The 23,468-nt window shown below is 52.4% G+C and carries 19 protein-coding genes, 1 pseudogene and 1 other annotated feature; of the genes and pseudogenes, 7 read left to right on the plus strand and 13 right to left on the minus strand.

Going from position 1 to position 23,468, the window contains the following annotated elements:
- A partial coding sequence (locus tag DW949_RS06770; protein ID WP_233539519.1) for an acetyl-CoA hydrolase/transferase family protein occupies nucleotides 1–1,058 on the minus strand: 1,058 nt, incomplete at its 3' end.
- 275 nt (nucleotides 1,059–1,333) lie between these two features.
- On the opposite strand from DW949_RS06770, the gene DW949_RS06775 reads away from it, so the two are divergent.
- Nucleotides 1,334–3,208 (plus strand): sigma 54-interacting transcriptional regulator, encoded by a 1,875-nt coding sequence (locus DW949_RS06775; protein ID WP_118022485.1) that lies wholly within the window; start codon nucleotides 1,334–1,336, stop codon nucleotides 3,206–3,208.
- 68 nt (nucleotides 3,209–3,276) lie between these two features.
- Here DW949_RS06775 and DW949_RS13945 read toward each other — a convergent pair.
- Nucleotides 3,277–3,396 (minus strand): annotated as a pseudogene (locus DW949_RS13945) (lactaldehyde reductase); the annotation flags it as partial.
- Between the two features lie 341 nt (nucleotides 3,397–3,737).
- On the opposite strand from DW949_RS13945, the gene DW949_RS06785 reads away from it, so the two are divergent.
- Together DW949_RS06785 and DW949_RS06790 are read left to right on the plus strand one after the other, a co-directional pair.
- Nucleotides 3,738–4,034, plus strand: a complete 297-nt coding sequence (locus DW949_RS06785; protein WP_118022486.1) for a type II toxin-antitoxin system RelE/ParE family toxin — start codon at nucleotides 3,738–3,740, stop codon at nucleotides 4,032–4,034.
- Between the two features lie 22 nt (nucleotides 4,035–4,056).
- Entirely contained in the window at nucleotides 4,057–5,118 is a 1,062-nt protein-coding gene (locus DW949_RS06790; protein WP_118022487.1) for a HigA family addiction module antitoxin, read from the plus strand.
- Nucleotides 5,119–5,173: 55 nt separating this feature from the next.
- Here DW949_RS06790 and DW949_RS06795 read toward each other — a convergent pair whose 3' ends face one another.
- The 7 genes from DW949_RS06795 to iorA all read right to left on the minus strand — a co-directional run bounded on the left by DW949_RS06795 (nucleotide 5,174) and on the right by iorA (nucleotide 14,210).
- The gene (locus DW949_RS06795) at nucleotides 5,174–6,952 is read right to left on the minus strand and encodes a thiamine pyrophosphate-dependent enzyme (protein WP_118022488.1); all 1,779 of its coding nucleotides are present in this window, start codon (nucleotides 6,950–6,952) and stop codon (nucleotides 5,174–5,176) included.
- A 240-nt stretch (nucleotides 6,953–7,192) separates the two neighbouring features.
- On the minus strand, nucleotides 7,193–7,900 hold the full coding sequence (locus tag DW949_RS06800; RefSeq protein WP_059076282.1) for a B3/4 domain-containing protein: 708 nt from the start codon (nucleotides 7,898–7,900) through the stop codon (nucleotides 7,193–7,195).
- A complete protein-coding gene (locus DW949_RS06805; protein WP_118022489.1) occupies nucleotides 7,897–9,234 on the minus strand; it encodes an acetyl-CoA hydrolase/transferase family protein in 1,338 nt (445 codons plus the stop codon). Before DW949_RS06805 ends, DW949_RS06800 begins: the two co-directional genes overlap by 4 nt.
- 57 nt (nucleotides 9,235–9,291) lie before the next feature.
- Nucleotides 9,292–10,476 (minus strand): pyridoxal phosphate-dependent aminotransferase, encoded by a 1,185-nt coding sequence (locus DW949_RS06810; protein WP_118022490.1) that lies wholly within the window; start codon nucleotides 10,474–10,476, stop codon nucleotides 9,292–9,294.
- Nucleotides 10,477–10,657: 181 nt separating this feature from the next.
- Nucleotides 10,658–11,854, minus strand: coding sequence for an MFS transporter (locus DW949_RS06815; RefSeq protein WP_118022491.1), 1,197 nt, complete (start codon nucleotides 11,852–11,854; stop codon nucleotides 10,658–10,660).
- A complete protein-coding gene (locus tag DW949_RS06820; RefSeq protein WP_118022492.1) occupies nucleotides 11,851–12,426 on the minus strand; it encodes an indolepyruvate oxidoreductase subunit beta in 576 nt (191 codons plus the stop codon). The genes DW949_RS06815 and DW949_RS06820 overlap by 4 nt, the downstream gene beginning before the upstream one ends.
- A 2-nt stretch (nucleotides 12,427–12,428) precedes the next feature.
- Nucleotides 12,429–14,210, minus strand: a complete 1,782-nt coding sequence (iorA, locus tag DW949_RS06825; protein WP_233539521.1) for an indolepyruvate ferredoxin oxidoreductase subunit alpha — start codon at nucleotides 14,208–14,210, stop codon at nucleotides 12,429–12,431.
- A 211-nt stretch (nucleotides 14,211–14,421) separates the two neighbouring features.
- On the opposite strand from iorA, the gene DW949_RS06830 reads away from it, so the two are divergent.
- The 4 genes from DW949_RS06830 (at nucleotide 14,422) to DW949_RS06845 (ending at nucleotide 20,235) form a co-directional block, all read left to right on the plus strand.
- Nucleotides 14,422–16,299 carry a sigma-54-dependent Fis family transcriptional regulator gene (locus tag DW949_RS06830; protein ID WP_118022494.1) on the plus strand — a complete coding sequence of 626 codons (1,878 nt, stop codon included), beginning with the start codon at nucleotides 14,422–14,424 and terminating at the stop codon, nucleotides 16,297–16,299.
- A 44-nt stretch (nucleotides 16,300–16,343) separates the two neighbouring features.
- Nucleotides 16,344–17,531, plus strand: a complete 1,188-nt coding sequence (locus tag DW949_RS06835) for a M20 family metallopeptidase (protein WP_118022495.1) — start codon at nucleotides 16,344–16,346, stop codon at nucleotides 17,529–17,531.
- 84 nt (nucleotides 17,532–17,615) lie between these two features.
- Nucleotides 17,616–17,830, plus strand: a binding site (T-box leader).
- Between the two features lie 56 nt (nucleotides 17,831–17,886).
- On the plus strand, nucleotides 17,887–19,068 hold the full coding sequence (locus DW949_RS06840) for a M20 family metallopeptidase (RefSeq protein ID WP_118022496.1): 1,182 nt from the start codon (nucleotides 17,887–17,889) through the stop codon (nucleotides 19,066–19,068).
- Between the two features lie 15 nt (nucleotides 19,069–19,083).
- Nucleotides 19,084–20,235 (plus strand): hypothetical protein, encoded by a 1,152-nt coding sequence (locus DW949_RS06845; protein WP_118022497.1) that lies wholly within the window; start codon nucleotides 19,084–19,086, stop codon nucleotides 20,233–20,235.
- A gap of 145 nt (nucleotides 20,236–20,380) precedes the next feature.
- Here DW949_RS06845 and DW949_RS06850 read toward each other — a convergent pair whose 3' ends face one another.
- The 4 genes from DW949_RS06850 to DW949_RS06870 all read right to left on the minus strand — a co-directional run bounded on the left by DW949_RS06850 (nucleotide 20,381) and on the right by DW949_RS06870 (nucleotide 23,465).
- Nucleotides 20,381–21,055 carry a GntR family transcriptional regulator gene (locus DW949_RS06850; protein WP_118022498.1) on the minus strand — a complete coding sequence of 225 codons (675 nt, stop codon included), beginning with the start codon at nucleotides 21,053–21,055 and terminating at the stop codon, nucleotides 20,381–20,383.
- A 46-nt stretch (nucleotides 21,056–21,101) separates the two neighbouring features.
- Nucleotides 21,102–21,785: a GntR family transcriptional regulator gene (locus DW949_RS06855; protein ID WP_118022499.1), complete on the minus strand. Its 684-nt coding sequence runs from the start codon at nucleotides 21,783–21,785 to the stop codon at nucleotides 21,102–21,104.
- 42 nt (nucleotides 21,786–21,827) lie between these two features.
- Complete coding sequence (locus DW949_RS06860) at nucleotides 21,828–22,514, minus strand: GntR family transcriptional regulator (protein ID WP_118022500.1); 687 nt, start codon at nucleotides 22,512–22,514, stop codon at nucleotides 21,828–21,830.
- Between the two features lie 273 nt (nucleotides 22,515–22,787).
- Nucleotides 22,788–23,465 carry a cyclase family protein gene (locus DW949_RS06870; RefSeq protein ID WP_118022502.1) on the minus strand — a complete coding sequence of 226 codons (678 nt, stop codon included), beginning with the start codon at nucleotides 23,463–23,465 and terminating at the stop codon, nucleotides 22,788–22,790.
- Nucleotides 23,466–23,468: the final 3 nt, after the last annotated feature.

Consider the following 23,468-nt stretch of genomic DNA (forward strand, 5'->3'; position numbering starts at 1 on the left):
TCTGCCGTATAGGCACCGGTGACGAAATCGAGCTGGCCGCCGGTCCCACTGATCTGCCGCGTCCCTGCCGATTCGGAACTGACCTGGCCATAGAGGTCGCAGGCGATACAGCCGTTGATGGAGACGAAATGGTCCAGCTGACGGATCGTTTCCGGATCGTTGACATAATTCATAGGCGCCGACAGGATGTCGATATTGTGGTCCAGAAAATCATAGAGCTCCTGCGATCCGTTACAGACGGAAAAGACGCCTTTCCCATGCTGCAGGGATTTGCGCTTGTTGGTGATCTTACCGGCCTTGTACAGGTCGAGATAACCGTCACTCATAAGCTCTGTATGCATGCCCAGGTCTTTGAGGTCCGATTCGGCAATGAGAGTTCCCAGGGCATTGGGCATGCCGCCGATGCCGAGCTGCAGCGTGTCCCCGTCGTGGATGAAGGGGAAAATCTGGGCGGCAATCTGCTTATCCAGCGCGCTGGCACCGCGGCTGGACACGGTACACATGGGCTGTGTACTTTCGACAACGGCATCGACGTTGCGGATGTTGATGTGGTCATCGGCCATGCCATAGACAAAAGGCGCCCCTTCATTGACTTCCACGATGATATGCTTTGCCGCACCGAGGATTTCCTGGGTGCAGCAATTGGTCAGGCTGTAACTGAAATTCCCATAGCGGTCCATGGGCGATACGGTAATCATGGCCACATCGACCGGTGCCTGGCCGCGGCGGTAATAGGAGCCGCAGAAGCGGAACATCATGGGCGAGAAAAAGGCCCGGCCTTCATCGATATACTTCCGGTCCACCCCCGAGCAGTGCCAGACATTATACGTAAATGCCTGCTGTAACGGATCCTGCTCTACGACCTGGATGGGGCGCATGGAAATGGCATTGCGCACCTTCACATCAGTGAGCTCATCCCGGCGGGCAGCCAGGGCCGCATCGAGGTCCGGCGGAAACGAACAGGCCTGCCCATAATCGACCCAGTCACCGGATTGGACCAGCCGTACCGCCTCTTCCGGCGCACACTGTTTTTCTTCATATAATGATGCAATATCCATAACCAAGATCCTTTCTGATTGTCACCGGAAAAACCGGATTTCCTGTACAGCCCGGTTTTCCTGCCTGTGCATGGTATTTATATCCCGCTCATAGATATGAAATTCTCATGCCATATAGATGTCCCGGTGGGCAGCCCCAGTCTGCCCCCGATTCACCGCCTTGTACCCGGAAGTGCCGCGCCCTCATTTGTATATATTTTTTTACCTTCTTTACATCGGGCATTTACAGCCGTCTCATTCCGGTATACACTGGTACAAAGAAAAGGAGGCCGACTATGGATACTATTTATTTTTTAATCGCCGATACCGTGCAGGAACGCATGATAGAACAGACCTTGTGGTCCTATCAGGAAAGCTTCAATATGCATCACGTCGCCATCAAAATTGAAATCATCGATTTCCCCCGTCTGCTGGACCAGGCCCGCGCCATGATCCGCAAAGGAGCCCGCGTCATCATCACCAACAGCGGGTCCTATCAGATACTATCCAACGCCATCGACGAGGTCCCCGTCCTCTGCCTGTACAGCTCGACCAACGACGTCCTGTACACCCTGCGGGACATCCCCTGCCGGAAAATCCACCTTTTCCTGAACAAACACTTCATCTTCAACATCAACGCCTGCCCGCCGGATATACGCCAGCGCCTCATCGTCCATCCGCCCTACGGGATCGAGCCGACGTATCACAAGCTGCTGAAAATGGTGCAAAGCCTGCCGGTGACGCCCGATACGGCCATCGTCGGCTGCACTCTGCTGCCCCAGATTGCCCGGAACAGCCCCATGCCGATTTATCCCATCCGGCCCAGCGAATCGACCATCCTGTCCGTATATCAGTACGCCCTGGAACTCATTGCCTTCAATAAAAAAGACTGCCGCCAGCTTTCTCTCCTGGCCTCCATCCTGTCCCACGTGACCGATGGCATCATCCTGTATTCCACAGGTGGCGTCATTTCCCATATCAACCGGCAGGCCCGGGCCTTTCTGTCCCTGCCACCCGATACGCGGAACATACGCGATATTTTCCCGGACTGGCAGGAGGGGAGCCAGCCATCGTTCAAAGAAAAAATCATCCAGCGGCCGCCCTATACCCTGGTAGCCAATTCGGACGTCTTCCTCATGGATAAGGAAAAACAATACATCCTCACCCTGCGCGACGTGACCGAGCTGCAGCGCCTGGAAAAAAATATCCGTTACAAACTCTCCCGCACAGGCCTCACGGCCAGCCATCATTTCTCTGATATCAAGACGACTGATCCAGCCCTGCAGACGCTGATCCGCCGGTCTGCCACCATGGCCTCTTACAATGCGCCTATCCTCATACAGGGAGAAAGCGGCACCGGCAAAGAACTCTTTGCCCAAAGCATCCACAACGCCAGTCCCCGGCGCAACGGGCCCTTCGTCGCCATCAACTGCGCCGCCCTGCCACCGGATATCCTCGAGAGCGAATTATTCGGGTATGTCGGCGGTACCTTTACGGGAGCCCGCAAAGAAGGCAAGGCCGGTCTCTTTGAAATCGCCCACAACGGTACGATTTTCCTCGATGAAATCAACAGCATGACTCCGGCTATCCAGTCCAAACTCCTACGGGTCCTGGAAACAAAACAGGTCATGCGTCTAGGGTCAGACTACGTCATCCCCCTCGACATCCGTATCATCTCCGCCAGCAATGCCGATATCATCCAGTCCGTCCGCAAAGGGACATTCCGGCGCGACCTCTTTTTCCGCATCAACACCCTGCGCCTGACCCTTCCCTCCCTCAACGACAGGCCATCGGATATCCCGTACCTGTTCTCCTATTTCCTCAATACCATCTCCGGCACCTCGGTCCCGGTCCCGCAGGCACTGAAAAAAATACTCATCCATCATCACTGGTGGGGAAATATCCGGGAACTGTACAGCGTAGCCCTGCGATACCATATCTATGGCGATACCGGTGATTCGTCCTACCAGTACCTGTTTGATACGACAGAAGACGAACAGACACCGCAGCTCCTCGATACAGGCTCCTTATCCCTCAATATGAAAAACCTGGAAACGACCATCGAACAGATACTCATACAGGAACTATCCGACAAAGGCTATACCCAGACAGACATAGCCAGACTCCTGAACGTCTCCCGCCAGACCGTATTCAACAAGATGAAGAAATGACAAGCAAAAACAGGGACTGTCGCATGAAGGTTTCTACTATCATGCGACAGTCCCTGTTACTTTATATCGATGTCTTTTTCCTGTACGCCCAGTTCGGATAATCTGCGGGGGATACCGACGTCATCGGCCAGTTTCTGGCAGGCGTCGATGGCGGCTTTGCGGTATTCTTCCTGAGTCATGTCATCGACACCGCGGCGCCGGCATTCCTGCCATGACTGGGCTACGAGAGGCGGCAGGAGCGGGTCCAGTGTCCCCTTTTCCATGAACTGCTGCCAGATTCGTTTCCGTTCTTCATTATCCATACTGTCTTACCTCCCAGTAAAAAATAACTCCTGTCTATAAGCGTACCATGACAGGAGTCATTTTTCCATGGGTTTACCCTTCTTTTTTGACAACAGCACTGACCGGGCAGACATTATCTGTATACCTTATGTATTTACAATTTACCTTATAGGTAAATTGTAATGTTGATTTTCTTCTTTAATCAGGGTAAAATATAATTAACCTTAAAGGTAAATGAGGTGAAGCATTGAAAGTCCGTTACAGGAATAATAAAATACGCAAAGTGTGTACAGATGCCAATGCTGCACGTAAAGAATACGGAGAAAAAATGGCTAGGAAAATTCATCAGAGAATCGATGAACTTACTGCAATCGATACCGTTGAAATGATGATTATGTATCATATCGGAAGATGTCATCCATTAAATGGGAACAGAGAAGGGCAATATGCATTGGATTTAGTACATCCTTATCGTTTAGTATTTACCCAAAAAGGCCATGAAATACAGATTGCAGAGGTACAGGAAATTGTAGATTATCATTAATCATTTAAAAGGAGTGAAAGTCATGTTGGAAAGCAAGAGCTACATTGCTACGCCTCCTGGCGCTACAATTAAAGAACAGCTTGAAAACCGGAGCATGACGCAGAAAGAGTTTGCAAAACGAATGGGAATGTCGGAGAAACATATAAGCAGACTTATTAATGGAGAAGTACATCTGACTCCGGATATGGCCGAAAAACTGGAAAGAGTCTTAGGTTTACCTGCTGGGTTCTGGAATAAATTGGAAGCCATTTACCAGGAAAAATTAGCCAAAGTCAAAAATGAGAATGAATTGAGCAAAGAAAAGGAATGGATGAAAAAGTATCCATATACCAAAATTGCGGAATGGGGAATGGTTCCTTTTACCCATAATTGGAAGGATAAAATTGTCAATTTATGTAAATTTTTTGAAGTCAGTAATTTAAAACTGCTCCAAAACAAAGACCTTATCCCTATCGCATGCCGAAAATTATCCGCCACAGAAAAAAGCACTTACATTATGCTTACTCTGGCTCAATACGCAAAAATCAAGTCCCGGCAAATAGAGGTTGCCCCGTTTTGCAAAAATACGCTCGAAGAAAAAATTAACGATATACGTTTGTTAACCAGACATAAAAGCATGGATTTCATGGAGGATTTATCCGATATTTTGAAATCTTGTGGCATAGCACTCGTATATCTTCCTCAAGTCAAAGGATCATTTTTACACGGCATCACCTTTTATGACCGTAATACGAATAAAATTGTTCTTGGTATTACGATGAGGGGAAAGTATGCCGACCGATTTTGGTTCAGCCTTTTCCATGAAATCTCTCATGTCATTCAGGGCCATATTTATCAAAAAAACGGTACTTCAGATGCGGATGAAACAGACGCAGATACGATGGCAGCAGAAATATTGATTCCTTCCGCAAAACTTAAATCATTTTATCAAGAGAAAGATTATTCTATTCGTTCTATAAAGCACTTTGCCGACCTTCTACAAGTCGGTGAATCTATCGTCATCGGAAGGCTGCAAAACGATAAAAAAATCAAACAGAGCCAGTTAAACCAGTACAAATCAAAATATGAGGAGCTTATTTCTTAATTTCATCAGCTGTATGCAGTTATCTACTGGCGAAATTGCGGTAGAACTGCAGCTTTTACCCTTCTTTTTTGACAATAGCACTGACCGGGCAGACCTGGGCACACAGGGAGCAGCCGGCACAGTCGGCCTGGGAGATGCTGGATTTCTTCTGTTCCGTATCATAGCGCAGGGCCGGACAGCCCGTAGAGAGGCATTTGCGGCAGCCGATGCAGAGATCCTGCCGGATTTCATAGGTCGCATCGGTGCGGGTAAATTCTCCCGTATCGAGGGGCGTCCATTTTTTCAGGGCGCAGGGATATTTCGTGACGATGACCACCGGTTCATCGGTAATGGAGAAGGCCCAATCCAGCGTTTCTTTCATGACCGTCAGGTTCTGGGGATTGACCGTGCGGACGTGGCGGATGCCCAGATCCCGTACGATGGGTTCGATATCGATAGCATAGGCTTCCTGACCTTTCAGGGTATAGCCCGTGCCGGGGTTATCCTGATGGCCCGTCATACCTGTCGTACGGTTGTCCAGGATGGCACAGATGACCGGGGATTTATTATACGATACTTCCATGAGGGCATTGATACCTGTATGGAAGAAGGTTGAATCCCCCATGTAAGCGACGATGCGTTTCTGCTGGTCGCTCATGGCAAAGCCGTGGGCCATGCCGTGGCCGATAGAAAAGGCACTGCCCATATTGAGGCCCAGATCCTTGGCATTGAGCGGCGCCGTGCCGCAGAGACCGTAACAGCCGATGTCGCCAATCATGACGACATCTTTGTGTCTGGCCAGTTCGTAGGCAAAGCCCCTGTGGGGACAGCCGGCACAGAGAACGGGCGGCCGGGGGACGCAGAGATGTTCCGGCGCCGATTTTCCAGCATAGCTTTTGCCCAATATGCCTTCGGCGACGATATGGGGATCCAGTTCGCCGATATTGGGAATGACGTCGTGCCCATGGCAGGCAATGCCAGCAGCCTTAATCTGGTCTTCCATGAAGGAGTCCAATTCTTCCACGACGTACAGGGTATCCACTTTTTCGGCAAAGGCGCGGATTTTTTTCATGGGAAGGGGATACGAAAAGCCGATTTTCAGGACCGATACGCTGTCGCCGAAGACTTCCTTGACATAGTTGTACCCGGCGCCGGATGTGACGATGCCGATACTCGTATCACCCGGTTCTTCTACATTCCAGGGGCAGGTTTCCGACCATTCCTGCAGTTTTTTCTGCCGCTGTTCAATGATGACACGGCGCACGCGGGCGACGGCCGGCACCGAATCGATTTCCCCGGTCCGCCTCGTATAGGGAATAGGCGGAGCCGGGACCCGTTCCTGTTCCGTAACCAGGCTCTTGGAATGGCAGATACGGGTCGTCATGCGGACCATGACTGGCACATGGAAGCATTCGCTCACGTCATAGGCCGCTCTGGTCATGTCTTTTGCTTCCTGCGAGTCCGACGGTTCAAACATGCAGATTTTGGCAAATCTGGCAAAATTGCGGTTGTCCTGTTCATCCTGGGACGAATGCATACCCGGATCGTCGGCAGAAACGAATACAAACCCGCCGTGGACCTGCATATAGGCATAGGTAAAAAGGGGATCGGCGGCAACGTTGACGCCGACCATCTTCATGGCGGCAAAAGAGCGCACCCCTGCAATCGATGCCCCGATAGCGGCCTCCATAGCCACTTTTTCGTTCGGTGCCCATTCGGCGTCGATTTCTGTATACGTTCCTGCATTTTCCAGGATTTCTGTACTCGGTGTACCCGGATAGGCTGACGCAAAGCTGACGCCGGCTTCATACAGTCCCCGGGCCACTGCTTCATTTCCTGTCAATAGCTGTTTCATGTACATGCCTCCTATTTCCATCATGCAAATAGGTGATTACGTGATGTGTTTTCTTATCTATATGGAATTGTCATGCCAACAGCCCGTTTCTTCGCAAACCGCCGTCTCTGGCGGTTCAGATAGGGAAAAGCGACCGGAAGGGATGGGGAAATGTAAAAAATATTTGCTCTCTTTGACAAAAAAAGCGGTCAGCAGGCCTATATCAGGCAGTCTGCTGACCGTTCTTTTTAAGTGGACATATTACAGTGTCACATCGACAGACGGATGATCTTTGGTGACGACGCCGCTTACGACAGGGCATCCGAAGACATTTTTCAGGATGTCCGACAATTCGGCGATGACGGCATCGACCCGGTCTTTATTGAAATCGACGAAGCCGTCGATCGGAAAGAATACATAACTCGTATCAGCCGTGATTTTTCCGTGTTCGCTCTGACGCCAGGTCCAGCGGCGCGTGCGGACTTCATGGCCGACGGCATAGACGACTTCATCTTCGCCGGGCGCTTCTTCTTCCGTTTCCCCGAAAGGCAGGAAGTGGTCGCCTTCCCGGGCATAGCGCATTTCCATATCTTCCGGCGACCGGCCCAGGTCATGGGTCCCCATGGGAATGGTATATTTCAGGGACAGGGCATTGTTCAGATCTACCAGCGGATTGATATGGGGCATCCCCTTGCCTTTGCTGATGCGGTTGAACATGGCTTCGACAGAGCAGGGAAAGCGGTTGGGATTGAGGCCCAGCGTACGGAACGCTTCGCGGTAGGGCACGATGTCCGGCGATGTCTTGACTTTGACACCATCGAATTTCTGCTGTGCCGCAGCGATGGATTCGTCCAGCATGGCTTCGATCTGCGGATAGGATTTGCTGTTGTCCACGCCTTTGACGGCGACGACGCCAATATATAAATCAGGTACGTTTTCAAAAATGCGGTCTTCTACGATAAATTTCATCTCTTATTACTGTTCCTCCAGATTTTCTGTTGTTCTGCGGCTTTAATGAGGTCTTCCCGGAAATCGGGATGGGCGATGCCGATCAGTTTTTCCGCCCGCTGCCACGTCGTAAGGCCTGCCAGATTGACCGCCCCGTATTCGGTGACGATGTACATGGTCTGGGCCCGCGGCGTCGTGATGATGTCGCCACCGGTAAAGCACGGCACGATGTTGGAATGGCGGACGCCTTTCTTATCGACCCGGCTCGACGCCATGGCCAGGAAGGTCCGGCCGTGTTCTGCCGTATAGGCACCGGTGACGAAATCGAGCTGGCCGCCGGTCCCGCTGATCTGCCGCGTCCCTGCCGATTCAGAGCTGACCTGGCCATAGAGGTCGCAGGCAATGCAGCCGTTGATGGAGACGAAATGGTCCAGCTGACGAATCGTTTCCGGATCGTTGACATAATGCATAGGCGCCGACAGGATGTCGATATTATGGTCCAGGAATTCATAGAGTTCCTTCGACCCGCTGCAGATGGAGAACACGCCTTTTCCGTGCTGCAGGGGTTTGCGCTTGTTGGTGATTTTGCCCGCTTTATACAGGTCGAGATAACCGTCACTCATGAGCTCTGTATGCATGCCCAGGTCTTTGAGATCCGATTCGGCAATGAGAGTTCCCAGGGCATTGGGCATACCGCCGATGCCGAGCTGCAGCGTGTCCCCGTCGTGGATGAAGGGGAATATCTGGGCGGCAATCTGCTTATCCAGCTCACTAGCTCCCCGGCTGGGAGCTTCACTCAGAGGCTGATTATTTTCTACGACAACATCGACATCGCGGATGTTGATATGATCATCGGCCATACCGTATATGAAAGGCATATTGGGATTGACTTCCAAGATAATCCGGTCGGCGGCTTCGAGCATTTCCTGCATGCAGCAGTTGGTCAGGCCGTAACTGAAATTACCGTGGCTATCCATGGGCGATACGGTCACCATGGCTACGTTGACCGGTGCCTGGCCGCGGCGGTAATAGGAACCACAGAAGCGGAACATCATAGGCGAGAAGAAAGCCCGCCCCGTATCGATATACTTCCGGTCCAGTCCCGAGCAGTGCCAGAGATTGTATGTAAAGGCCTGATGCTGCGGATCCTGTTCTACTACCTGGACAGGACGCATCGATATGGCATGGCGTATTTTGACATCGGTGAGCTCATCCCGGCGGGCAGCCAGGGCCGCATCGAGAGCCGCCGGGAAGGAGCAGGTCTGGCTGTAATCGACCCAGTCACCGGGCCGGACGAGCTGCACCGCTTCTTCCGGAGTACGCCGTTTTTCTTTATATATATCGAATGGATTCAAGGGTAAGACTCCTTTAAGACAAATTCAATTTTCTTTCCGGGCGCATCAGCACCACCATCATTTATACTGATCGATGAGCTTCTGGAAAGCGGCAAAGCTGCGGCGGATCATATCAGCTTCGACGCAGTAGGAAACGCGGACGTAGCCCGGGCATCCGAAGCTGTCTGCCGGTACGATAAGCAGGTTCAGGGCCTTTGCCTTGTCGGAAAACGCCTTGGCATCCGGTTCCGGCGATTTGACGAAGAGATAGAAGGCTCCCTGGGGATAGACGCAGTCATAGCCCATATCTTTCAAGCCATTGTACAGGAGCTTGCGGTTAGCATCGTAGATGCTCATATCGCTGGTCTTGCCCAGGCACTGGAGAACCACATCCTGGAAGAGGTGGGGTGCGCAGACGAAGCCCATGGCCCGGCCGGCACCGCAGACGGCAGGATAGACAGTTTTGTCCGATACGGAATCCGGTACGAGGATGTAGCCGATACGTTCGCCGGGAAGGCTCAGGGATTTGCTGTACGAATAGCATATGAGCGTATCGGGATAAATAGCCGGCATGTAGAGGATTTCCAGGCCGTCGTAGGTGATTTCCCGGTACGGTTCATCGGAAATGAGATAAATCGTGTGGCCTGTTTCGCCACTTTTCTTCTTCAGGATAGCTGCCACTTTTTCCATTGTTTCCCGGGAATAGACCGTGCCTGCCGGGTTGTTCGGCGAGTTGACGATGAGAGCCCGCGTATGGGGTGTGATAGCTGCTTCCAGTTCGTCGAGTTTGATCTGGAAATGGTCCGTATCAGGCGGCAGCATGACTTCTTTAGCGCCGGCATTGGCAATGAAGACCGTATATTCAGGGAAGAATGGTGCTACGACGATGATTTCATCATCGGGATCTTCGACGATGGCTTTGAGAGAAATGGTCAGCGATGCCGCAGCCCCGCAGGTCATGTAGAAATTATCGGCACCGACGCCGGCATTATAGGTCTGGTTCATATACTCTGCCAGGCCTTTGCGGACGGCCAGATCCCCGGCAGCCGCTGTATAACCATGGATAGCGGCGGATTCCCGTGTAGCCAGGATATGTTCAATCGATTCCCGGATGCATGAAGGAGCCGGTACGGTCGGATTGCCGATACTGAAATCGAATACGTTTTCTTTACCAACTTTGGCGGCCTGGGCCTGTCCGTAAGCAAACAGTTCACGGATAGCCGAACCTTGTGAACCCAGTGCATACATTTCTTTATTTGCCATAGAAAATCACTCCTTTGTGATGAATACTTATATTGTACCACAGGTTACCCCTGCAGCGCATTTGTTTCTACAGGCAGCACACAGATAAACCGGAAAGCGTCGTTCCGGCGGGGACCGGAACGGTGAGAGAAGGGAGTACAGCTAGTGCCTTCCGATTCATCCATCTGCTGCCTGTTGCTGGTTACCGGCGGATTGCCGTCGTAATGACGGCACCGATGACGGCCAGTATGGCAATGATGATAAAAGCCGTCATAGGCGCACCATTGGCGAACATAGGGCCAATCGTCGAAGCGCCGATAAGATTGAGATTGACAATACTGAAATTCATGCCATAATTCCGGGAGCCATAGAATGAAGCGGCAAAGGCAGAACCCGTCGGCGGGCATGCGCCATAGGCAAGGCCCGTGAGGATAAAGGCTGCCAGGAGGACAGCCAGGCTGTGGCTCACGTCGGCACCGGCAAGGGCGGCAGCTGCCGCCAGGTAGAACACGGAGACGGTATACATAGTGACTTTATAGCCCTTACTGTCAAAGAGCTGCCCCGAAAGGACCCGGCCTGCACCATTGGCGATAGAAATGACACCGGCAATTGCAGCGGCCTGGGTGAGGTCTCCGCCCACGAAGGTCCCGGCATATCCGGCAGAAATATTGATGATGGAAAGTCCGGCTGCACTCAGAAGAATAGCCCAGAGAAAAAACAGCCAGAACGACCGGCGGCGGAGCATATCCTGCCAGCCGATTTCTTCCCGTGCCGCTTTTCCCTTGGGAAGAGATTCCGACAGAGCTGCCGTAAAGTCTGCATCAGGCTGCCTCAGTATGACGATGGCCAGGGCAATGACGACGGCATAGGACGCGGCGATGAGGAGAAAAGTCATACGCCAGCCGGCCAGAACAATCAGCGAAGCTCCGGCCGTACCGAGTATCATGGCACCAAATCCGAATCCCATGAGGGCAATGCCTGAGACGAGGCCCTGCTTATCTGGAAACCAGCGCATGATAGTGCTGATGACCGCATTATAACCAAGGCCCACGCCGAGGCCGGCCATGCCGCCGTACGTCAGGTATATGCCCATGAGGGAGGTAATCTGCGAGGCCAGCCCGAACCCGGAGGCGAGGAGGACCGCCGCCAGGATGAGGGTCGTCCTCATGCCCTTTCGGGCCGTCAGGACGCCTGATATGAGGCCGCCCAGGCAGAACATGATCATAGAGATGGAAAAGGTGAGCGATGTCCCGCTTTTAGACCAGCCAAATTCCTGTTCCAGCGGTACGCGGAATACAGACCAGGCATAAATGAGTCCGAGGAACAGCAGGAGAAAGACGCTGAGGATCAGATAGGCCCAGCGTCTCCGTTTCTTCTGCATCACAAGCGCCTTCATCATACCGCTGCCATGCCGGCGGCGAAAGCTTTGCGGTTCACGTCAATGAAAGCCGGTTTGACTGTTTTGGCAATGATTGGATCCCAGTCGATGTCAGTCAGCCCCATGGCTTTTACCAGAGCCCCCAGCAGGACGACATTGGCACTCTTGGGATTTCCCACCTTTTCTGCAATTCCCGTCGCATCGAGAGCCATCGTCGATACGCGCTGACGGAGCATGCCGATGATATCATCGGGATAGTCCCGGGTGCCTGTCAGGATCGGCATGGACGGGATACGGTACGTATTGACGACAGCCTTGCCGTCTTTTTTCAGGAAATGAGCATACCGGGCAGCTTCCATTTCTTCAAAAGAAACGAGGATATCTGCCGTCCCTTCCCCGATGATGGGGGAGTAGACTTTCGTGCCGAACCGCACCTGAGTGCTGACACTGCCACTGCGCTGACTCATGCCGTGGACTTCGCTCATTTTGACATCGTATCCATTTTCTATGAGACCCTGGGTGAGAATTTTGCTGGCCAGGATCGTACCCTGCCCGCCGACACCGACGAGGAGTATGCTTTTTACATCGTTCATGATTATTCTCCTTTCTTTACGATAGCCTGTACCGGGCAGACCTGGGCACAGACAGAACAACCGTTGCAGTCAGCCGGAGAGATGCTGGATTTCTTCGTTTCCTTATCAAAACGCAGGGCCGGGCATCCCGTCGAAAGACATTTGCGGCAGCCGATGCAGGCATCTTCCTTCACTCCGTATACGGCTTTTTCTATAGTGAATTCTTTCTTATCAAACGGTGTGAGTTTCTTCAGGGCACACGGCCATTTGGTGATGATGACTACCGGTTCATCCGTGATGGCAAAGGCCCAGTCCAGCGTTTCTTTCATGGCTGTCAGATTCTGGGGATTGACCGTGCGGACATTCTGGATGCCCAGGGCCCGGACGATGGTTTCAATGTCGAGCATGGTCGTGATTTCTTCTTTGAGGTTGTAGCCCGTGCCAGGGTTTTCCTGATGGCCTGTCATGCCCGTCGTACGATTGTCGAGGATGACGCAGATCGTATTGGACTTATTATAGGATACTTCCATGAGAGCATTGATGCCGCTGTGGAAGAATGTGGAGTCACCCATATAGCCGACGACGCGTTTTTGCTGCCCGCTCCGGGCGAAACCGTGTACCATGCCGTGTCCCATGGAAAAGACGGCGCCCATATTGAGGCCCATGTCTTTGGCATTCAGCGGGGGTGCACCGCACAGGCCATAGCAGCCGATATCGCCGAGCATGACCGTATCCTTGCGCTTGGCCAGTTCAAAGGCAAAGCCGCGGTGAGGACAGCCGGCGCAGAGAACAGGCGGACGGGAGACGATGGCTTCTTCCGGGACAGATACCCCCGTATTTCCCGTGCCAGTCAGGGCTTTCTGTACAATATCCGGATTGAGTTCGCCTATATTGGGGATAACATCATGTCCGTGGCAGGGGATGCCGGCGGCTTTGATCTGGTCTTCCATGAAAGAGTCCAGTTCTTCCACGACGTACAGCGTATCTACTTTTTCCGCAAAGGCACGGATTTTCTTCATGGGAAGGGGATAGGAAAAACCGATCTTCAGGACCGATACGCTGTCGCCAAATACTTCTTTTACATAGTTGTAAGCGGCACCGGACGTGATAATGCCCATATTTTTATGGCCTTCTTCTTCCACGTTCCAGGGACAGGTTTCGGAATACGCTGCCAGATCTTTTTCCCTCTGTTCGATGACGACGCGGCGTTTGCGGGAAATAGCCGGTACGGGATCCATTTTTTCCGGTTGTTTCACATAGGGGACGGCCGGCACTTCTACACGGGCCCCTTCTTCGATGAGGCTCTTGGAGTGGCAGACACGGGTCGTCATGCGGATCATGACCGGCGTATGGAACCGTTCGCTGACGGCGTAGGCATCTTTGGTCATATCCTTGGCTTCCTGGGAATTGGACGGTTCAAACATGCATATTTTGGCAAATTTGGCATAATTGCGGTTATCCTGTTCGTTCTGGGATGAATGCATGCCCGGGTCATCGGCTGATACAAAGACAAAGCCACCGTTTACGTGGAGATAGGCGTAGGTAAAGAGCGGATCCGCCGCTACATTGAGGCCGACCATCTTCATGGCCGCAAAGGACCGGACACCGGAAACAGAAGCGCCGATAGCAGCTTCCATAGCTGTTTTTTCATTCGGTGCCCATTCGGCATCGATTTCTTCATACTTGGCTGCATTTTCCAGAATTTCCGTGCTCGGAGTGCCCGGATATGCCGAAGCAAAGGTGACACCTGCTTCATACAAGCCCCGTGCCAGGGCTTCATCGCCCGATACTAATCGTTTCATCATGATACCTCCTCATAGGTTGTACATCCCTTTTGTATAGTGCGGGATAATCTCATATCTTTCGACAATGTATATGAAATATACACGCCAATTTAAACAATGGCCGTATATCCCCATTTTTTTACATTTCCTCCATTTTCCCGTTCAAATTTGTATATATTCGTTGACATACCTTGACAGATTTTCTATGATAGAAAAAATCAGGAGGTACGTTATGGAATCTATTTATTTTCTCGCAGCCAGTGAAACCCTGAAGGAAGAAATAGAAGCAGTCCTCCATCAGGCTTCTGTGGCAGAACAAAAAAACTATATACCCACGAAGGTAGCCGTCCTCGATTTCCCCAACCGCTTCGAGCAGGGCCGGAGCCTCGTAGAGCAGGGGGCCCAGGTCATCATTACCAACACGGGGCCATACTACGAATTGTCCCAGGCCATACGGGATATCCCCGTACTCTGCCTGCATTATTCGACCAGCGACATCCTCTATACGCTTCATCAGGTAGAGAATTATGAAAAAATCCACTTATTCCTCAGTCAGCACGTCATCTTCAACGAAGATATGTGCTGGCCGGAAATCCGCAGCAAACTGGTCATCCATCCTTATAGTGCCGATATTTCCCCCCAGACGCTGGGAGCTCTGGCCGATGCCATCCCGGAATCGCCCGGCACGGCAATCGTCAGCTGCCTGCTCATGCCCCAGATCACGCACACGCGGCTGCCGGTATTTCCCATTACGCCCGGCGAATCGGCCATCTTATCGGCCTATCAGTACGCCCACGATCTGGTGCTCCTGAACCGGCGCGAACAGAACCAGATTTCCCTTCTGTCCTCCGTACTGAATAACGTAGACGAAGGGATCATTATTTATGATAAGAAGGGGAATATTACTCATTTCAATCCCAAGGCGCATCATTTCCTGAAATTTCCCAAGACGCCGGATACGATCCAGCATATGTTCCCCGATCTGGAGGAGGCCTTCAAAAAGCCGCCGTTCTTCCAGAACCGCATCCTTCACTGTCCGCCATACACGCTGGTAGCCACGACGCGGCCCTTCACGCTCAACGACAAGCCATATTTCATCCTCAATATCCGTGACGTCACGGAACTGCAGCGCCTGGAAAAAAATATCCGCTATAAACTGTCCCGGACGGGGCTCACAGCCCGTCACACGTTCAGCGATATCCTGACCCGGGATCCGGCTATGAAACGCTGCATCGCCACGGCAAAAATCATGGCAACCTACAATTCACCGGTCCTCATCCAGGGGGAAAGCGGTACCGGCAAGGAACTCTTTGCCCAGAGCATCCACAATGCCAGCCCGCGTCGCAGCGGTCCTTTTGTCGCCGTAAACTGCGCCGCCCTGCCGCCAGAACTGCTGGAGAGCGAGCTCTTCGGCTACGAGGGCGGCTCTTTTACGGGGGCCCGCAAAGAAGGGAAAGCCGGACTCTTCGAGCTGGCTCATAACGGCACGATTTTCCTTGATGAAATCAATAGTATGTCCGCCAACATCCAGTCCAAACTGCTGCGCGTCCTGGAAACGCGGCAGGTCATGCGCATCGGATCGGATTATGTCATTCCCCTTGACATCCGCATCATCTCTGCCAGCAATGCCGATATCATCCCCCAGATCGAATCGGGCCGTTTCCGCCACGACCTCTATTTCCGCCTCAACCCACTGACACTGGACCTGCCGTCCCTCAATGAACGGCCATCGGATATTTTTTACTTGTTCTCCATATTCCTGGAACGGCTGACAGGCCATGCCGTAGATATTCCCCCTGCCCTGCGCCCGGTCCTGGAAAACCACCGCTGGTGGGGCAACATACGGGAATTGTACAGCGTCGCCTTGCGCTATCATCTCTACGGCGAACAAGAGGACCCGTCGTACAGCTACCTCTTCGACCAGGCCGGTCACGGCTGGACCCGGCGCGATGCCGGGACATTGCACATCGACCTCAAAGGACTACAGGACACGCTGCAGCAGTCGCTCATCCACGGGCTCATCGAACAAGGGTGCAGCCATACACAGGCGGCGCGCATCCTCGGCATCAGCCGTCAGGCCTTATACAATAAATTGAAAAAAGAATCGTAACTACTGTTCTGCTTATATATCCATAACCAGAGGAGGCCACTATCATGTCTGAAACAATGAAAAAATTAGCAGCAGCCTATGCATCGGAAGTCATCAGGAACCGCCGCTATCTCCACGCTCATCCGGAATTATCCTTCCACGAAACGAATACGGCCCAATGGATCCGGGACCATCTGGCAGCCATCGGCATTCCCACACTGCCCGGCATTACCGGCAACAGTACCGTCGGTGTCCTGAAAGGGACACAGCCCGGCCCTTCTATCGGACTGCGCGCCGATATCGACGCCCTGGGCCTCACGGAAGCCAATGACCTGCCTTATAAGAGTACTCATCCCGGCGTCATGCATGCCTGTGGTCATGATGCCCATACAGCGGTCCTCATGGCCATGGCGGAAATCTTTGCCTCTCACCGGGAACTCGTCCACGGCACGATATACTTCGTGTTCCAGCAAGGGGAAGAATTTCTCCCCGGCGGCGCCCAGCAGCTGGTCAAAGACGGCATCATGGACCACATTGACTACATGTTTGCCTGGCATGCCGCAGCCCTTGAAAAAGTAGGCACTGTCGATATCGCCGCCGGCGTCCGCGAAGCCGCTGTCGGAACCTATGACCTCAAGATCACCGGCAAAGGCGGCCACGGCGGATTCCCTCACAAAGCCAACAATCCGGTCATCCCCGCAGCCGAACTGGTCAGCGCCATCAATCTGATTCCGGCCCTGAAATGCGATCCCCTGGAAAATTGCACCGTTTCGGTGAGCTACTTCCAGTGCGGTGTAGACGGCGTAGCCAATGTCATCCCTGAACGGGTCAGCATGGGCGGCAATATCCGCGTCCTCAATACGGATCTGCGCGACTACGTCATGAAAGAAATCGAACGACTGGCCAAAGCCATCTGTGCCGCTCATCAGTGCCAGTGTGACGTACATCTGGTTTATGGCTATCCCGCCAATACGGTCGATGCCACATGTAATGACATATTCCGCAAAGCTGCTGCATCCATGGGGCTTACGGTCCTCGACAACCCGCCCGTCCTCGGTGCCGAAGACTTCGCCTATTATGCCCAAGAAAAACCGGCTGGCATCGCCAAACTCGGCATGGCCGATCCGACCGGTACCATCGCCCCCACGTCCCATCACAACCCCTGCTTTTACATCGATGACGAAAAGGGCCTGCCCCTGGCACTGGAATACATGCTTACGGTCTACGAAATGGCTCTGCAGGAATTGATGTAATGTCAGACTAGACATGTATCTTGACAGAAAAGATTTTTTCAGTATAATTTAGATATATCATTTTTTAAAAATATAAAGCAATTGCAAAAAGTAATGAAGGAACGAGTAGTATGGCTGAACATTTCAGAGAGCTGCCGCCTGGTGCAAGACAGCAGGGACGGCCATATGAAGTACATTCCTGAACTGCCCGGCTGAACGATAAGTAGGCCTGGCCGGAAAGCTCCCGTTACAGAGCACAAAAGCTGATCTAAATTCTTTAGATTAACAGGGTGGTACCGCGGATATATTTCGTCCCTCACGTACCGCCCTTTTTTGTTACCTTCTATCATGATATTGCAGAAAGAGAGTGATTCCTATGACCGATGTAAAAAAACTCGTAGAAGAATATGGTGACCAGATTATAAAGAACCGCCGCTATCTCCACGCCCACCCGGAACTGTCCTTCCAGGAAACGAATACGGCCGCCTGGATCCGGGACCATCTGACAAAGGCCGGCATCGAACTGATGCCGGGCATTACGGGCAACAGTACCGTCGGCGTCCTCAAAGGCAGCCAGCCTGGCCCATCTATCGGACTGCGCGCTGATTTCGATGCCCTGGGCCTTACGGAAACGAATGATCTTCCTTACAAGAGCACCAATCCCGGCGTCATGCACGCCTGCGGCCACGATGCCCACGCCTCTATTCTCATGGCCGTTGCCGAAACCCTGGCCCGTCACCGCGAACTCGTCCGCGGCACAGTCTATTTTGTCTTCGAACAGGGCGAAGAATTTCTCCCCGGCGGCGCCCAGCAGCTGGTCAAAGACGGCGTGATGGACTCTATCGACTACATGTTTGCCATCCACGTCAATGCTTCCGCCCCCCTCGGTCAGATTGATATCCATGATGGCGTCCGCTTCGCTGCTGTCGGCACGTACGACTTCAAGATCCGCGGCAAAGGCGGCCATGGCGGTTTCCCACACAAGGCCAACAATCCTATCTTTGCGGCATCGGAACTGGTAAACGACATCGCCCTTATCCCGGCCCTCAAGTGCGACCCTCTGGCCAACTGCACCGTCTCCGTCAGCTACCTCCACTGCGGTGTCGAAGGCGTAGCCAATGTCATTCCCGAAACGGTCAGCATGGGCGGCTGCGTCCGCGTTCTCGACACGGCTCTGCGCCAGTCGGTCATGGAAGAAATCGAACGCCTGGGCAACAGCATCTGCGCTGCTCACCAGTGCGAAATCAAGACCACCATGGTATATGGCTATCCGGCCTGCAAGAATGATACAGGCTGCGTATCCATCATGCAGGATGTTGCCACCAGTATGGGCATTACCAATGCCGACTGCCCGCCCAGCCTGGGTGCCGAAGATTTCGGCTATTTCAGCGAACAGAAGCCGGCAGCCGTCGCCTGGTTCGGTATGGGCGATCCGACCGGTGCCCACGAACTGACGCCGCATCACAACCCCAAATTCTACCTGTACGATGAAAAAGGCCTGCCCCTGGCCTTTGAATATCTGCTTTCCGTTTACCTGAAAGCAGCCAATACACTATAAAAAGGAGTTGTTACTATGAATGCCCTGGTTGCCCTCGGCCTGGTCTTCCTCATTTATTCCATCGGAGATTTCATCGCCGACAAGACAAAGGCCTTCGTCTCTATGCTGCTGGCCTGTGCCGTCATTTTCACGGCCGGTTTCTGGCTGGGCCTTCCCAAGACGATTTTTGCCGATTCGGGCCTCATCGCCTTTGCCAAAATTACCCTCTGCATGTTTCTCATCCATATCGGTACGGCCATCAAGATCAATGATTTCGTCAAAGAATGGAAGACCGTCTTCGTCACCTTCTTTGCTACCCTTGCCGTAGCCGGTGGCGTCTTCTTTATCGGCCGCCTGTTCATCGACGCCTACTACGCCCTGGTCGGTGCCCCGGTCCTGGCCGGCGGGGTCGTCGCCTACCTGGTCATGTCGCCCATAGGGGATGTCCTGGGCCGGCCCGATATCAAGGTCTTTGCCGTACTGGTCCTGGTGTTCCAGAATTTCGTCGGCATCCCCATTGCCAGCTTTTTCTGTAAAAAAGAAGGGGACCGGGTCCGCACGGAATTCAACAATGGCACACTTACTGGCGGGGAAACAGAAAAGCATCTGAACCTTCGTCTGTTTCACATCCCGGAAAAATACAGTACGCCCAATATCATCCTTTGCAAACTCTGTTTCGTTTCCTATATTTCCATGCTACTGGCCCAGGCTACGGGCATCAGCATCCTCATCTTCGGCCTCATCTTCGGCATCATCCTTCATGAACTGGGCCTTCTGGAAGAAAACTGCCTGACTCAGGCCAATGCCCTGACCTTCGTCATGGCTGGCGCCGTCGCCATGATTTTCGTCGGCCTGACCAACACGACACCAGACATGCTCCTCGGCATGATTGCACCACTGCTGGTCGTCCTGGCCGTCGGTACAGTCAGCTGCTCTGTCATCGCTGTCATCGTCGGCCGGATCGTCCATTTCGACTGGAGACTCTCCATCGCCATGGCCGTCACGGCTTTCTTCGGCTTCCCCGGAACCTACCTCATTTCTCTGGAAGTATCCCGGGCCTGCGGCAGGACCGATGAAGAAAAAGAAGCTATCCTGCATTACATCATGCCCAAACTGGTCATCGCCGGCATCGTATCCGTATCGGTCGTCTCCGGCCTCCTGGCCAGCATCATGGTCCATTGGATCTGATCTGTCTACAGATTTAACGGCAGAACCAAAAGGGTAATCTGGCAGATTCTCACCCGTGATAAACCAAAAGGAAACCGCAACAAAACGGCCTTGAGTGGTCATTTTGTTGCGGCTTCCTTTTTTCTGCCCTTATTCGATGCAGGCCTTACTGAAAATAGCCGGGAAAAGATTGTTTGATCATTTCCTTTTCTTCATTATACCGGTTCAGGTGTGTCCGGGCCAGTTCATAGGCCTTATCCTCATCGCGGGCTTCTATGGCATCGATGAGCTGCATATGATCGGCCAGGACCTGGGAGGCAGGCATGCACTGGAAACTCAGGACAATCGCCCGGTCGAAATGCGGTGCCGCCGCTTCGACGATTTCACTCCAGTAGGGCTTTCCGCACAGCGTATAGAGGAGTCCATGAAATTTCTTGTCCAATTCAAAAATTTTGCGCACCTGCTTGCGGCCGATGTAATATTTCCAGACAATGACGTTTTCCCGCAGCCGGTCCAGATCGTCTGTCGTCAGTTTCCGGCAGGCTTCCCGGGCGATTTCCGCTTCCAGGACGGCCCGCAGCTGGCGCACTTCTTCCACCCGGTCTTCGTCAATGTACGAAACAAAGGTGCCACGCTTAGGCATGACGTCAATGAGATGATTCTTGTGCAGGTCCAGAATGGCCTCCCTGATGGGCGTACGGCTTACCTGAAACAAATCGCAATATTCCTTCTCGATAATCCGTTCACCCGGTTTGATTTCTACATTGACAATGTTATAGAGCAGACAGCGCCGTACATACTGCCGCGATGACTCGTCTTCTTTTTTTGCCAGAATTTCCATACCTATCACCTGTTTCAGCCTGGTTCATCACGCCAAAAACCTCTTTTTATATAAAATAATCGGGATAGAGCTGCATCAATTTACGGATACCCGTTTCCTGATTGGTCATATGCTGGCGGACCAGCCGGGCCGCCTTATCTCCCTCATGCGCTTCTATCGCTTTCAGCATATCTTCATGGACAGAAAGGGGAATATTTTTCGGTTCCAGAAAAGCATTGAGCATGCGGGCACGGGAATAATCGAGGCTGGCCCGCATCAGGGTCTGCCAGATATGAGGCCGGCTGCAGCCAGAAAAAACCGTTTCATGGAAGGCATTGTCGGCTTCAAAAAAAGCCTGTTTGTCCCCATCACCGGCTGCCTTCTGCTGCCGCTCCAGAATCTGATGCAGCTTTTTCAGACCCTCCTGGGGAAAATGCACGCAGGCTTCTTTCATGACCGCTTCTTCCAGGACAATGCGCATAAAGCGGGCTTCCCGTATCATCTGGGTATGCAGCCGGGATACGAAGGTGCCGCGCTGGGGGAGAATATCCAGCAGGCGGTCCTGTCCGAGATGGATGATGGCCTCCCGTACAGGCGTACGGCTCGTCTTCAGAAGATCGGCCACTTCCTGTTCGGACATGGCCGTTCCCGGCGTCAGATGGAGTGACATAATATTATCGTACAACATGCGGTATACATAGGAACGCACCGTCTCCCGCCGGAGAGGTGGCGTAATTGTCAGATCAATCATCGTTATCACCTGATTCACATAGAGTAGCAGACGGGGCCCTCATCACTTGAAAAAATCGGGATGGGCCGCCCGCAGCGCCGCCAGGTCGATGAGGATGCGGTCAATGTGTTCATTAATATCCGCTTCTGCCTGGTCCGTTTCATGCTGCCGTATATGATTTACAAGTGACTGATGTTTGGCATATACAATGCCCATTTCTTCTTTGTTCAGTACAGAAAGCGCACGGGAACGCAGATAATCCAGATTGGCCTGCATCAGTGTCTGCCAGACGTGCGGCTTGCCGCAGCCGGCAAAAATGATGCCGTGCATTTCGTTGTCCAGGGTCATGAAGCGGGCGCTGTCACCGGCATCCATAGCATCCTTCTGATCCTGCAGGGACTGATCGAGCTGTCTCAGGTACATATCCGGCAGGTCCTGACAGGCCAGACGGATGACGGCCCGTTCGAGAGTCAGGCGCATGAAGCGGTTTTCTTCGATCAGTGCCGTATCTATTTTTGAAATGAACGTGCCCCTCTGGGGCAGGATTTCTACGAGTCCGTCCTGGGACAGATGGATAAAGGCCTCCCGTACCGGTGTCCGGCTGATATCCAGGTAGGAAGAAACTTCCTGTTCGGAAACAGCCGTTCCCGGGGTCAGCCGGACCGACATGATATTATGATACAACAGCCGGTATACATAAGCCCTGACGTTTTCCCGCGGTTCCATAGGTGTAATAGTAAGTTCAATCATGGTGTAACCTCATGCAGCTGATTACAGCTGCTTTCTTTATAATATCGATATTCCTGATAATAATATTATATCATACCGTCAATACATAAGCCAGTTCTAATATACGTCCATCACAGGTAAGAAAGAAGCTTCCTGGCAGACCGTTTTTCTGACAGAAAGCATACAGATGACGGCAGTTGCCTTCATATTTACGTAAAAAGGCCAGGCAGGTTGAAAAAAAGACCTGCCGCATGATAGCAGGACTTTTCATGCGACAGGCTTATGATTCATTCCTTATTCAACTTCGGCAATGATAGTAACAGGCGCGCTGTCCACATCCAGTGCCCGGATAGGTGCCACGATGATACTCTTTACCGTTTTTCCATCAAGCGGCGAGAGCATCATATCTTCAATGACGGTTACGAATTTATCCGTATAGTAACCCAAAAGCCAGTGATGGGCTTCTGTCGCGTAGTCATTGCATACCGATCCGAGGGACAGAGAATCGAGACCGATGGTGCAGAGATTGGGGAAATTTTCGACGAGATACTTGCACAGGCCTGGATGGGCGCTCGGGTTTTCGTATTTATATCCCTGGGGATTCAGTTCTTTCTGCTTTTCAAATCCCGTGCGGAACAAGAGCAGTTTTGCTTTGGCAATCTGATCTTTGTACGGCATGACATCTTCCGCCGTAATGACTTCTTTAAATGTTTTTGGAATGTCGAGGATGAGGATATCATCGCCTTTGAAGCAGAAGTAATCCATCGGCAGTTCTGTAATTTTCGGTCCTTTGGCATTGAAATGGCGCGGTGCGTCGTAGTGTGTACCATAATGATTGGGAATAGTCATGACCGACGTATTGCAGAAACTGCCATTGATACCGATGATGTCGTGCCGTCCGGATGTGTAGACCGGCGCGTCAGGCCAGGCAATCTGCCCTTCGGCAATAGGATAAGAAAGATATACGTACATACT

The organism is Megasphaera sp. AM44-1BH (genome assembly GCF_003467125.1).
GTDB lineage: Bacteria > Bacillota > Negativicutes > Veillonellales > Megasphaeraceae > Megasphaera.

What these genes read in the sequence shown, in the direction of transcription:
- DW949_RS06775 (WP_118022485.1), top strand. Translation starts at nt 1,334, where the DNA reads ATGGATACTATTTATTTTTTAATCGCCGATACCGTGCAGGAACGCATG.
- DW949_RS06790 (WP_118022487.1), top strand. Translation starts at nt 4,057, where the DNA reads ATGTTGGAAAGCAAGAGCTACATTGCTACGCCTCCTGGCGCTACAATT.
- DW949_RS06795 (WP_118022488.1), bottom strand. Translation starts at nt 6,952, where the DNA reads ATGAAACAGCTATTGACAGGAAATGAAGCAGTGGCCCGGGGACTGTAT.
- DW949_RS06800 (WP_059076282.1), bottom strand. Translation starts at nt 7,900, where the DNA reads ATGAAATTTATCGTAGAAGACCGCATTTTTGAAAACGTACCTGATTTA.
- DW949_RS06810 (WP_118022490.1), bottom strand. Translation starts at nt 10,476, where the DNA reads ATGGCAAATAAAGAAATGTATGCACTGGGTTCACAAGGTTCGGCTATC.
- DW949_RS06815 (WP_118022491.1), bottom strand. Translation starts at nt 11,854, where the DNA reads ATGATGAAGGCGCTTGTGATGCAGAAGAAACGGAGACGCTGGGCCTAT.
- DW949_RS06820 (WP_118022492.1), bottom strand. Translation starts at nt 12,426, where the DNA reads ATGAACGATGTAAAAAGCATACTCCTCGTCGGTGTCGGCGGGCAGGGT.
- iorA (WP_233539521.1), bottom strand. Translation starts at nt 14,210, where the DNA reads ATGATGAAACGATTAGTATCGGGCGATGAAGCCCTGGCACGGGGCTTG.
- DW949_RS06830 (WP_118022494.1), top strand. Translation starts at nt 14,422, where the DNA reads ATGGAATCTATTTATTTTCTCGCAGCCAGTGAAACCCTGAAGGAAGAA.
- DW949_RS06835 (WP_118022495.1), top strand. Translation starts at nt 16,344, where the DNA reads ATGTCTGAAACAATGAAAAAATTAGCAGCAGCCTATGCATCGGAAGTC.
- DW949_RS06840 (WP_118022496.1), top strand. Translation starts at nt 17,887, where the DNA reads ATGACCGATGTAAAAAAACTCGTAGAAGAATATGGTGACCAGATTATA.
- DW949_RS06845 (WP_118022497.1), top strand. Translation starts at nt 19,084, where the DNA reads ATGAATGCCCTGGTTGCCCTCGGCCTGGTCTTCCTCATTTATTCCATC.
- DW949_RS06850 (WP_118022498.1), bottom strand. Translation starts at nt 21,055, where the DNA reads ATGGAAATTCTGGCAAAAAAAGAAGACGAGTCATCGCGGCAGTATGTA.
- DW949_RS06855 (WP_118022499.1), bottom strand. Translation starts at nt 21,785, where the DNA reads ATGATTGATCTGACAATTACGCCACCTCTCCGGCGGGAGACGGTGCGT.
- DW949_RS06860 (WP_118022500.1), bottom strand. Translation starts at nt 22,514, where the DNA reads ATGATTGAACTTACTATTACACCTATGGAACCGCGGGAAAACGTCAGG.
- DW949_RS06870 (WP_118022502.1), bottom strand. Translation starts at nt 23,465, where the DNA reads ATGTACGTATATCTTTCTTATCCTATTGCCGAAGGGCAGATTGCCTGG.